Here is a 10,494-nt window from a genome sequence, read left to right on the forward strand (position 1 = left end):
CCGCTGGTTTAACCGAGGGGCGGCGCGCCCACTGGGACGAGCACGGTGGATCCACGAAACCGCGAAAAACCCCCCCCCCCCTCCCCCCCCGCGGCGAGGCCGACGAGCTCGATGCCATCGCCGAGGCCGCCGGCAACCAACAGTGCGGCGGCGCGATCACCGTCGGTGCACCGCGGGCGACCACCTACGGTCAATATCCGGCTGGGCTCCCCATCGATTCACCGACGGTCGAAGCTCGGGTCACGTCCCGGACCGGCTGCGGGTAGCCGATCTCGGCGATGTCCTCGGCCAGGTCTGCGAGGGTGAGCTCCGAGTTCAGCGATGACACGAGCGTCCGGCTCAACGGTCGCAAGGCATAGACGTCGCGCACCGCTTCCAGGTCCACGGGAACCTCGTAGTAGTCCTCGGCGAAGCGCTGGAACGCTTCCGGCGAACGGTCGACCAGGAGCTCGAACAGGCTTGTTGCCCCGTCGGGGTCGGAACACCCGGCAGGGAAGTCGATCACGCCGTGCCGCCACCGGTCGTCCGTCGCCTCCCGCCAGAGGCAGGCCGTCACGACGGGAACCTCGTCCTGGTCGGTGAACGCCGGCTCCTCCACGAAGGGCTTGAAGACCTCCGGAACCTCGTCGATCACTCCCGGCCAGGGCTCGCCATCGTTGCCGTACGGGCTCATCGGTGCTTCGTGGGCGAAGCCACGGACATAGGCCCCGGCAGCCGAGAACACGATGGAGTACTCGTCCCCCGACCCGTTGCGCATCGACGCCATCTCCTCGCCGTCGGCCCAGCCGGCGTTGAAGGAGTAGTACCGGCCTTCCCAGTCCGGGCTCAAGATCGCGTCGAGCATCGCCAGTGAGCGGCACAGGTTCCGCAGGTCGGCGATGGAAGGGAGCCGGCGAGCTACGTCGTGGACAGTCATGTGCTCATCCAACCGGATGCCCCTGACACCCGGAGAATCTCCCCACGGCTGTCACGCTCAGTAGCGGTACCGAAGTCAGGTGGGTCAAACTCGCGACGGTTGAATACGCGAGCCCATGACCTCGGGCGCCAAGGACAATCTGCGCTGTCTGTCGCACCGCCTACGGCTGCACGGCCCGCTGGGCGGCGGCCAGGACCGTCGGGGCTGGACGGTCGGCCGCCGAGACGGCGGACCGGCCCGACGCGGTCCGGCGCGGAGCGGCCCTCGGGTCAGTGCGGGCCGGTTCCCGCCGTGCGCAGTCTGTCGAGGGTGCGGTCCAGATTGGCCTGGGTCGCCGTGACGGCGGCGTCCGGGTCACCCGCGGCGATCGCCTCGACCAGGGCTCGGTGCGCGCGGGTGATGCTCTCCTCTTCGACGCCGTCGTGGAGCCGGCTGTCGGCCACCACATGGCCGGCCGCCTCGCGCAGCGCGTCGACGAAGGAGTCGAAGAGGCGGATGAGCACCGGGTTGCGCGCCGCCCGTACGACCTGGCGGTGCAGTTCCAGGTCCGTCTCGACGAGTTCGGCCGGGCCGACGGCCGCGTCACGGGCGGCCAGCGCCGCCCGGAGCGCGGCGACGTCCGTCTCGGTGCGCCGCTGCGCGGCCAGTCGGCCCGCCTCCACCTCCAGCGCCGCCCGGACCTCGTACACGTCGAAGACTTCCGAGCGTCGCAGTTCCCGGTCGAACTCCGAGACCGGGGAGGCGGCGGCCACGTACGTGCCCGAGCCCTGCCGGGCGCGCAGCTGGCCGTCGACGATCAGCACCCGGACCGCCTCGCGCGAGGTGGTCCGGCCGACTCCGAGGAGTCGGCTCAGCTCCACCTCGCCGGGCAGTTTGCTGCCGACCGGCCACTCGCCCGTGGCGATCAGTCGGCGCAGCTCGGCCGTGGCCTCCTCCACCATTGAGCGATGGCGTACCGGGCGAACAGTCATGAGGACGACCTTATCGTCCTCCGGGTGCTGCGCCCGTGACGGCCGGTTCGTCGGCCGGCCCGGCCGGATCCTCCCCCGGCCGTTCCGTTCCCGACTCCGGTCCGGACGTCCGCTCGGGGACCGGAGCAGGGGCCGGAGCAGGGGCCGGCTCCGGAAGTGCGCGGTCGCGCAGGCGCAGCGCGGAGCCGAGCCCGAGTGCCAGCACGCCGAGGACCAGGGCGAGGACGGTCCGCAGGCCGTGCGCGTCGGCCAGGCGGCCGAGCGCCGGCGCGGCGAGGCCGCCCACGGACATGGCGAGTCCGAGGGTCAGCCCGCTGGCGGTGCCGGGCCGGGTGGGCAGGTAGTCCTGGGCGAGTGTCACCTGCGGGGCGAAGGGCAGGAACATGGCCAGTCCGAACGCCACCGCACCGGCCGTGGCGACCGCGACGGAGGAGGCGAAGGCCACGACGGCCAGTGCGGGGACGGCCAGCAGGTAGCCGGTGCGGATCGGGGCCATCCGTCCGTGCCGGTCGCCCAGCCAGCCGCCGAGCAGGGTGCCGGCCGCCCCGGCCAGGGTGAGCAGGGTCAGTGCGGTGGCGCCGATTCCCGTCGAGCCGTGCAGGTCGCGCTGGATGTGGAGGGCGAGCATCGAGGTGACCGTCACATAGGGGATCGACCAGGCGACGGTGGTCGCGGCCAGGCGTCCGAACGCCCGCCAGTCGTCGCCGTGGGCGCTGGTCGCCGCGCCCCGAGTGGTCGACGGGGCCGCCGGGGTGTGGCCGCGGTACTGCTGCCAGCGGCCCCGCGCGGCCCACAGCAGGGCCGTCACCAGCGCCGGGACGGCCAGCAGCCAGCTGCCGCCCAGGCCGTAGGCGCCGACCACGAGGGTGACCAGTGCCGGTGCCAGCGAGGCGCCGAGGGTGCCTCCGACGGAGAACAGGCTCATCGCCCGCTGGGACTGTCCGCCGGCGGCCCGGGCCTGGCTGGTGGCGGCCGGGTGGTAGGCGGCGATGCCGATGCCGGCCAGGGCGGCGCAGAGCCAGGTGAGCGGGTAACTGCCGGCCATGGCCGCACCGGTGATCCCGGCCGCGGCGGTGAGGAAGCCGGCCGGGATGAGCCAGCCGCGGTGGCGGCGGTCGACCAGCAGGCCGAACAGCGGCTGGACCACGCTGGACAGGCCGCTCGCGGCCAGGGCGATGCCGGAGACGGCGGTGTAGCTGTAGTGCCGCTGGGACATCAGGAAGGGCAGCAGTGCCGGGACGGCGCCCTGGTAGAGGTCGTTGACGATGTGGGTGCCGGTCAGGAAGGCCAGCTGTCCGCGCTTCATCGCGTCCTCCGCCCGGGCCGCGCCGTCGCCCGCCGGGTCGCCTGCTCCGGCACGGCAGCCCGCTCCAGCACCGCCGCCTGCCGGGCGGCGTGGTGGTGCCAGGGCCGGGCCCGTTCCAGCTGGGCGCCGAGGGAGAGCAGGAGGCCCTCCTGGTGGAGCCGGGCGGTCAGCATCACGCCGATCGGCAGTCCGTCCGGTGTCCAGTGCAGCGGCAGGCTGATCGACGGCCGGCCGGTGAGGTTCGCCACCGGTGTGCGCGGGGTGACGGAGAGCATCCGGGCGTAGGTCCGCTCCGGCTCGTCCGGATCGGCCGACGTGCCGACCGGCAGCGGCGGTTGGTCCGTCGTGGGGCTCAGCACCGCGTCGAAGCGGTCGTAGCGGTGGCAGATCGTCCGGGCGACGGCGGTCAGCGAGGCCATCGCCGCGGCCAGCCGGACCGCGCTGTGCTCGTTGCCCCGGTCGCGCAGCCAGCGGGTCAGCGGCAGCAGCCGGTCCTCCCGCTCCGGCGGGACGGGGACGGCGGCGGCCAGCACGCTCCACAGCACGGTGAAGTCCGGCAGGTACTCGCCCGGGTCGAACGGCGGGGCCTCCTCCACCCGGTGGCCGAGATCGGCGAGCAGGTCGGCGGTGCGGTGGCTGGCCAGCGCGGCCTCGGGGTGCCAGCCGTCCGTCCGGGGCAGGACCCCGATCCGCAGCGGGCCGGGCTCGCGTTCGCCGCAGGACCGGAAGTGGCCGGGGGAAACGGCGGGGACGGCGGGCAGGGTGCTGCCGTCGCCCGGGATGCTGCCTGCCATCACGTCCAGCAGGATGGCCGCGTCCAGCACCGTCCTGGCCAGCGGGCCGGCGGTGGCCAGCCCGAAGGCGTCCGTGCCGGGGGCGGGCGTCACCCGGCCCCGGCCGGGCTTGAGGCCGACCACACCGCAGGCGGCGGCCGGGATCCGGACCGAGCCGCCGCCATCGCTGCCCAGGGCGCCCGCGGCCAGTCCGGCGGCGACCGAAGCGGCCGCCCCGCCGCTGGAACCCCCGGCACCGCGGCCGGGGTCGTAGGGGCTGCGCGCGGTGGCGTGGACCGTCTCCGTGTAGGAGGAGCAGCCGAACTCGGCGGCCGTGGTGGTGCCCAGCAGCATGCCGCCCGCCGCCCGGAGGGCGCCGACCGCGGCGGCGTCCTCCGGAGCGATGCGGTCGTCGAAGGCGGCGGAGCCCGCGGTGAACGGGAGTCCGCGGACCGGCCAGGTGTCCTTCACCGACAGCGGAACGCCGAGCAACGGCGGCAGCGTGGCGGCGTCCCCGGTCCCGTTGCCGCCCCCCGTCCCGGCGGCGGCCAGCCGGGCCTCGGCCGCACGGGCGGCCCGGCGGGCGCCGGACGCGTCGACCGTGCGGTAGGCGCCGAGCACGCCGTCCAGTTCCTCGATCCGGCGCAGGTGGTGGTCGACCAGTTCGGTCGGCGAGACGGTGCGTCGGCGGACCGCCGCGGCCTGTTCGGCCAGCGTCAGGTCATGGAGGTCAGACATGATCACTCTCCCCAAATAGTCCTCAGGCCCCAAGGTCACCAGGTCTTCATGCCCTCAGGTCCGCAGATCCTCAGGTCCTCAGGCCCTCAGGTCCTCAGGTCCTCAGGTCCTCTGAGGACTTCACCCTAGGGGCGGGCCCGACCGGTTGGCAAGGCAAGCCTTACTGGACGGCGGGCCTGCTACGGTTCCGGACATGTTCCTCCCCCGTGCGTAGCGGACCGCCACGACCGTGCCCCCTCTCACCGGGCACGGCGCTCCGGTGTCCCCGCACGCCTCCGGGCACGGCCCCGCCCTGCCCGCCTTCGCCGAGGAACGTCTCCCTTGTCTTCGCCCAACCCCTCCCACTTCTCTTCGCCGACCCCCTCCTACGCCGCCGTCCTGCGCGCCCCGCACGCCGGCCGCACCTTCGGCGCCGCCCTGCTGGGCCGGCTCTCGTACGGGATGGTCCCGCTCGCCATGATGCTGGCCGTCCGGGACGCCACCGGCTCCTACCCGGTGGCCGGCACCGTGCTGGCCCTGTTCGGGCTGACCAGCGTCTTCCTCTCGCCGGCCCGTGCCGCCCTGGTCGACCGGTACGGCCCCCGGCGCGCGCTGCCGCCGATGGCCGCGCTGTACGCCGGGCTGCTGACCCTGGTGGCCAGCGCCACCTGGCGACCGGGCACGCCGCCGGTCCTGACAGGTGCTCTGGTGGTCGCCGCCGGTGCCTGCACCCCGCCACTCGGGCCGGTGATGCGCACGCTCTGGCGCCGACTGCTGCCGGACCAGGAGCTGCTCCGACGGGCGTACAGCCTGGACACCGTCGCCGAGGAACTGCTGTTCGTCAGCGGCCCGCTGCTGGTGGGGCTGCTGCTCGCGCTCGCCGGTCCGGCGGCCGGGGTGGCCGCGGGCGCCGGGCTCGTGCTGGCGGGCACCCTGGCACTGGTCTCCTCCCCCGCCGCGCGGGAGGCGGACCGGACCGGACCGGCCGCACCCGGCGCGCGCCCGGACGGCGGGGGAGAGCTGCGCCGGGCGGTGCTCGCCTCGGCCGCGACCGGGCTGGCCCTCGGGGCGCTCGACCTGATGGTGGTGGCCTTCGCCGAGGAGCACGGGCGGGCCGGGGCGGTCGCCTGGATCCTGGCCGCGCTCTCGGCCGGCAGTGCCGTCGGGGGCCTGGCCTACGGTGCCGTCGGCTGGTCCGCCCCGAACCGGGCCCGGCTGCCGCTGCTGGTCGCCGGGCTGGGCCTGGCGCTGGCGGGCGCGGGGCTGGCACCGAACCTCCCCGTGCTGACCGCGGCCGTCGCGCTGGCCGGGCTGTTCGTCTCCCCCGTCGTCACCACCGCCTACCTGATCGCCGACGAGACGGCCGCACCACAGGCCCGCACCCGGGCCGGCGCCTGGGTGAACACCGCCTTCAACGCCGGCTCGGCGGGCGGCACCGCGGCCCTCGGCCTGCTGGTCGGCCGGCTGCCGCTGCCGCTCTGCTTCGCCCTGGCGGCCGCCCCCGCGCTGCTCTCCGCCGCGTCAGCCGCCCACCGACTGCGCGACTTTGGTGGCGACAGGTCGCACCGAAAGTCGGATACCGGGGCTGACCTGCGTCTCTAGGCTCAGGGGCATGAAGAATCTGCTCGGTTTCGTGAGCTTCGCCCTCATCGTCGGAGGGATCAGCGGCCTGCTCTCCGACCACCTCGGGGGCTTCCGCCTCTTCGGTTTCGTCCAGTACCTGGTCCCGGGCGGCCACGAGACCGCCGGGTACGCCGGGTTGGTGCTGCTGGGCACCGCCCTGGCCGTCGTCACCGGGCGGATCGGCCGCGCACGGTAGTCGCACATCCGCGACAGAGAGGCCTCGATGCGGTGAGCGCCCGGGGCCGGCCGGGCCGGGATCACTGCTCGTAGGCCCATGCCCGGCCGGTCTGCCGGTACTGCTCGACGGGGATGGGCTCGATGCCGGTCCGCATGCGGGCGGTGTAGAGCAGGCCGTCGAGGTGGTCGATCTCGTGGTGGACCAAGCGGCCGAGTCCGCGATCGTACGTGGTGGTGATCAGCCGGCCGTCCAGCGTGGTGCTCTCCACGATGATCCGCAGTGGTCGGGGGACCATGCCGCGGACGTCGAAGAAGGACAGGCAGCCTTCGTACTGCTCGTCCGTCTCGTCGGAGCGGTCGGTGATCGTCGGGTTGAGCAGGACGATCGCCGGCGCTCCCGGCTCGGCCGGCCGGACGATGGCGGCAGCCCGGCCGATGCCGATCTGGAGTGCCGCGATGCCCATGCCCTTGGCGAAGGGGTGGACCCGGCCGATGCGCTCCATCGCGGCGAACAGCTTCTCGACGACCTGCTCGGCGGCCTCGCGCTCGGCGGGCAGGTCGAAGGGACGGGCGGGCTCGGCAAGGACGGGCGCGCCCTCCTGGACGACGCCGAGGTCACGCATCTGCTCGCTGGGCCGCACCTGGATCACCTGAACTCCCCTTGAATCGTGTCGCGTTCGGGTCGGACCCGGAACCGTCACACGAGCAGCGCCCCGAGCTCCGGAAGCCGGCCGAACAGGTCGGGGAGGCCGCGCACGCCGTTGCGCACGGACTCGTGCGACAGCGCGAGGTCGGGGCCGGTGCTCGCCTCCACACCGGCGAGGCACCGGAGGATGTTCCACCTCGTGTGGCCCAGCCAGCCGCCGATCATGAACACGAACCAGCTCGGACCTGACGGCGGCAGCGCTCCGCCCCCCGCGACATAGCCATCGAGGACCGAGCGGAAGACGGCGGGCTCGATGCCGTCGAAGCCGGGCCCCTTCGCGAGGCTCAGCGCGGTCGAGCCGAGCTCACCGGACAGGTCGAGCATGCCCGACAGCTCCCAGTCGAGCACCACCGGCCGACCCTCCCGAGCGAGCAGGTTCCACGGCTGGATGTCCCCGTGGGTCAGCACGACGGGGCCCGGCCGTTCGCAGGTGTCGACGAAGTGGGCGATCGCGAGGAACGTCTCGACGTGAGAGGCGAGTTCGTCGGCCCACGGCTGTCCGGTCGCCGCCGCCCGCGCGGCGAGCTCGGGCCAGTCCCGTGACGTCGGTTCCTCGATCGACTCACGGGGCCACGCGACGTCGAGCGCGTGGACGCGCGCGAGGATCTCACCGATCTCGAACGCGTACGCCGCCGACACCGGTGCCTCTGGCACCTTCTCTCCCTCGACCCATCGATGAACGAGCGTGCGGTGGCCGGCCGAGATCGGCTCCGGCATCGGGATGCCGGCGGCGAAGGCCGCCCGCTCGAACCTGAACACGTCCTCGACACGATAGGTCCAGCGGCGGTCGACGAGGTTCAACTCCTTCACCGCGAACGACCCTTGGTCGGTGTCGAGCCGGTACATCCGGTTGGCGAACCCGCCGTGGACGCGAGTCATCGGCCCGATCGGCGTGCCGAGATGCGAAAGGTCCATCCACGCATGCTAGTGCCGGCCGCCACTCTGGTCTGCCGGCCTTCTGGACCGGTCCGTGGCGGCATCGCACAGCGTGGGACCATCTCGGCATGCGACTGATTGCCGATGGGGCCACGCCGACCTCACGGTTGGTCCTGGCGGAGGACTTTGAAACCGACAACGGCTACGCCTTCGAGCTGGCGAGACCGCTCTTCCTGGCCGTCGGTGATCGAATCGGCTTCGAGGACGGGAAGCCGGTCGTCGTGCGGGTGAGCGGAGAGCGGCTGGTTCCCGTCGGCTGCTGGTCCACCCGCTGCGGCATCAGGGCCGGCCGACGCAGCTGACCGTGTGCGTTGTGAAGCACCCATGATCGGCTCGGCTCCCCCGCCCCGGACGGTCCGGCGGGCGGCGGACGGTCCGGCGGCGGGCGGTTGGGCGGCGGGGCTCAGCGGCCGGGGTTCTGGTCGATCCGGGCGATGCGGTCGAGGACGGCACCGGCGCCGTCCTCGGCTGCGATCAGCCCGGCCACGGCGGCGGACCGGCTCGGCCAGCGCGGCCGTGATGGCGGCGGCGAGGCGTTCGGCCGTGAGCTCCGCGAACGGCACGGGCTGCGGGGCGACTCCCAGCCGGTGCAGCCGTGCCGCCCAGAACGGCTGGTCGACCATGACGGGCACCGGTACGGCGGGGACCCCGGCGCGCAGCGCGGCGCCGGTGGTGCCGGCTCCGGCGTGGTGGACAACGGCGGCGGTTCGGGGGAAGAGCCAGTCGTGGGGGAGGTCGCCGATGGAGAGGATGCCGTCGCCCGCGGCCTCCAGTCCGGCCCAGCCCGCCTGGACGACTGCGCGTACGCCGGCTTGCCGCACGGCCGCCGTCACCAGTTCGCCCAGCCGGGTGCCCTCGCCGGGTGCCATGCTGCCGAAGCCGATGAACACCGGGGCCGGGCCGGCGTGGAGGAAGTCGACCAGTTCGGCCGGGGGTTGCCAGTCCAGCGGCCGGGCGGGCCACCAGAAGCCCGCCACGTCGACCGGGGCCGGCCAGTCCGCCGGGCGCGGCAGCAGCAGGGGGCTGTAGCCGTGGACGACCGGGCGGGTGTGTCCGAGCGGTGGCGGTGGTGTCGTGCCGGGCAGGCCGAGGCGCTGACGCATCCGGGTCACGGCGCCCGAGAACAGCCGGTCCGCGCTCCGGAGCCGTTCCTGGCCGGCGGCGAGGTTGCCCTCCGGTCCCAGGTCCTCGCTGCCGGCGGGGCCGGGCAGCGGGAACTCCCTGGTGGCGAAGGCGGGCGTGAGGTAGGTGCCGAGGACGGGCAGGCCGTGGGCCTCCCCGGCCGTGCGGCTGAGCGGCGACGGGGCGAAGGCGGTGAGCAGCAGGTCGGCTCCGCCCGCCACGGCGTCCGCCACGCCGTCGGCGAGTCCGTCCACGAACGCGGTCATCAGCGCGCGGGTCTCCTCCGGGGAGGTCGCGCGGGCCCTGGCGCGGATGAGTTCCTCCGGGTCCCCCGGCAGCGGCCGGTGCTCCAGGCCGCAGGACTCGATCAGTGTCGTGAAGGTCGGATGGGCGGCCACGGCGACCCGGTGCCCGGCGTCCGTCAGACGCCGGCCCAGGCCCGTGAACGGTGCGACGTCCCCGCGGGAGCCGGTGGTGACGATCAGGATGCGCATGGAGGTGATTCTCCACGACGGGCCCGTGCGAGTCCGGGCTCGGGGCGATGCCCTCACGGCCGTCATCGCGACAGCGGTGACGGTCTTCACGATCTTGGCGACGACGGGTACGGCCGGTGCCGTCACCGGACCAGGCCCGAACAGTGCCCGACCCGACTTCTCGGCCCAGGCGAGGAGCGTCGGGCTGAACACTTCTCAGGCTGCGGCACTTCAGGACACGGTCAACGGCTATCTGGCCACAATGGGCGGGACCCAGACAGCCATCAACAGGATCGACCTGAGCGCGGGAGGGAGACTGCTCGTTCCGTTGCCCGGGGAGCAGCGGGCTCGTGACCTCTCCGCGCCGGACGGTCCGGAAGAGTTCTGCCCGTACACCTATGTATGCGCTTTCAGCCTGCCGAACTTCTGGGGAACGTCCCTGCAGTTCTTCACCTGCAATCAGCTGAATCGCATCACCTGGACCGGAACCGGATCGTGGATCAACAATCAGCGGGCCGCATTGCACGCCAAGTTCTACGACCGAAACGGAAATCTCGGCTGGACCTCACCCGGTGGCTTGAGCTGGGACGTTGAAGCCTCCTGGGACTGGGTCTGGTGGCTCAGCCCCTGCTGAGCCGGATCGCGCGCCGGTACGGGCGCCCGCCGGTACGGGCGCGCGCCGGCGCCGTGCCGGGCCGACTGACGGGCATTGCCGGGCAGCCGTGGGGGGGGGGGGGGGGGAAGAGGGGGGAGGGGGGGCAAAAGAAAAACGCG

General features: G+C 73.6%; 10 protein-coding genes. 3 read left to right on the top strand and 7 right to left on the bottom strand.

The annotated features are described in order from the left end of the window. Nucleotides 1-190: 190 nt before the first annotated feature. The 4 genes from ACFVGO_RS37540 to ACFVGO_RS37555 form a co-directional block, all read right to left on the bottom strand. Nucleotides 191-916, bottom strand: coding sequence for a hypothetical protein (locus ACFVGO_RS37540; protein ID WP_380636658.1), 726 nt, complete (start codon nucleotides 914-916; stop codon nucleotides 191-193). Between the two features lie 269 nt (nucleotides 917-1,185). Continuing rightward, entirely contained in the window at nucleotides 1,186-1,857 is a 672-nt protein-coding gene (locus ACFVGO_RS37545; RefSeq protein WP_359914548.1) for an FCD domain-containing protein, read from the bottom strand. A 40-nt stretch (nucleotides 1,858-1,897) separates the two neighbouring features. Continuing rightward, complete coding sequence (locus ACFVGO_RS37550; RefSeq protein WP_380636660.1) at nucleotides 1,898-3,193, bottom strand: MFS transporter; 1,296 nt, start codon at nucleotides 3,191-3,193, stop codon at nucleotides 1,898-1,900. Continuing rightward, nucleotides 3,190-4,704: an amidase gene (locus ACFVGO_RS37555; RefSeq protein WP_380636661.1), complete on the bottom strand. Its 1,515-nt coding sequence runs from the start codon at nucleotides 4,702-4,704 to the stop codon at nucleotides 3,190-3,192. The genes ACFVGO_RS37550 and ACFVGO_RS37555 overlap by 4 nt, the downstream gene beginning before the upstream one ends. Before the next feature lie 321 nt (nucleotides 4,705-5,025). Here ACFVGO_RS37555 and ACFVGO_RS37560 point away from each other — a divergent pair, with 321 nt between their 5' ends. Both ACFVGO_RS37560 and ACFVGO_RS37565 read left to right on the top strand, forming a co-directional pair. Next, nucleotides 5,026-6,285: an MFS transporter gene (locus tag ACFVGO_RS37560; RefSeq protein ID WP_380636662.1), complete on the top strand. Its 1,260-nt coding sequence runs from the start codon at nucleotides 5,026-5,028 to the stop codon at nucleotides 6,283-6,285. Between the two features lie 10 nt (nucleotides 6,286-6,295). Continuing rightward, nucleotides 6,296-6,502, top strand: coding sequence for a hypothetical protein (locus tag ACFVGO_RS37565; protein WP_359914536.1), 207 nt, complete (start codon nucleotides 6,296-6,298; stop codon nucleotides 6,500-6,502). Between the two features lie 61 nt (nucleotides 6,503-6,563). Here ACFVGO_RS37565 and ACFVGO_RS37570 read toward each other — a convergent pair whose 3' ends face one another. From ACFVGO_RS37570 to ACFVGO_RS37580, 3 genes are all read right to left on the bottom strand, one after another. Continuing rightward, nucleotides 6,564-7,133 (bottom strand): peptide deformylase, encoded by a 570-nt coding sequence (locus tag ACFVGO_RS37570; protein ID WP_380636664.1) that lies wholly within the window; start codon nucleotides 7,131-7,133, stop codon nucleotides 6,564-6,566. Nucleotides 7,134-7,180: 47 nt separating this feature from the next. Beyond that, nucleotides 7,181-8,104 (bottom strand): phosphotransferase family protein, encoded by a 924-nt coding sequence (locus ACFVGO_RS37575; protein WP_380636665.1) that lies wholly within the window; start codon nucleotides 8,102-8,104, stop codon nucleotides 7,181-7,183. Between the two features lie 122 nt (nucleotides 8,105-8,226). After that, nucleotides 8,227-9,741, bottom strand: a complete 1,515-nt coding sequence (locus tag ACFVGO_RS37580; protein ID WP_380636666.1) for a glycosyltransferase — start codon at nucleotides 9,739-9,741, stop codon at nucleotides 8,227-8,229. Between ACFVGO_RS37580 and ACFVGO_RS37585 the strand changes: the two genes are divergently transcribed. After that, nucleotides 9,722-10,354, top strand: coding sequence for a hypothetical protein (locus ACFVGO_RS37585; protein WP_380636668.1), 633 nt, complete (start codon nucleotides 9,722-9,724; stop codon nucleotides 10,352-10,354). The two genes, ACFVGO_RS37580 and ACFVGO_RS37585, sit on opposite strands and share 20 nt — an antisense overlap. Nucleotides 10,355-10,494 lie beyond the last annotated feature (140 nt).

The sequence above is a fragment of the Kitasatospora sp. NPDC057738 genome (assembly GCF_042798815.1).
Lineage (GTDB): Bacteria > Actinomycetota > Actinomycetes > Streptomycetales > Streptomycetaceae > Kitasatospora > Kitasatospora lactacystinica.

Coding starts and splice junctions, on each gene's coding strand:
- ACFVGO_RS37540 (WP_380636658.1), bottom strand. CDS start 916: ATGACTGTCCACGACGTAGCTCGCCGGCTCCCTTCCATCGCCGACCTG.
- ACFVGO_RS37545 (WP_359914548.1), bottom strand. CDS start 1,857: ATGGTGGAGGAGGCCACGGCCGAGCTGCGCCGACTGATCGCCACGGGC.
- ACFVGO_RS37550 (WP_380636660.1), bottom strand. CDS start 3,193: ATGAAGCGCGGACAGCTGGCCTTCCTGACCGGCACCCACATCGTCAAC.
- ACFVGO_RS37555 (WP_380636661.1), bottom strand. CDS start 4,704: ATGTCTGACCTCCATGACCTGACGCTGGCCGAACAGGCCGCGGCGGTC.
- ACFVGO_RS37565 (WP_359914536.1), top strand. CDS start 6,296: ATGAAGAATCTGCTCGGTTTCGTGAGCTTCGCCCTCATCGTCGGAGGG.
- ACFVGO_RS37575 (WP_380636665.1), bottom strand. CDS start 8,104: ATGGACCTTTCGCATCTCGGCACGCCGATCGGGCCGATGACTCGCGTC.
- ACFVGO_RS37580 (WP_380636666.1), bottom strand. CDS start 9,741: ATGCGCATCCTGATCGTCACCACCGGCTCCCGCGGGGACGTCGCACCG.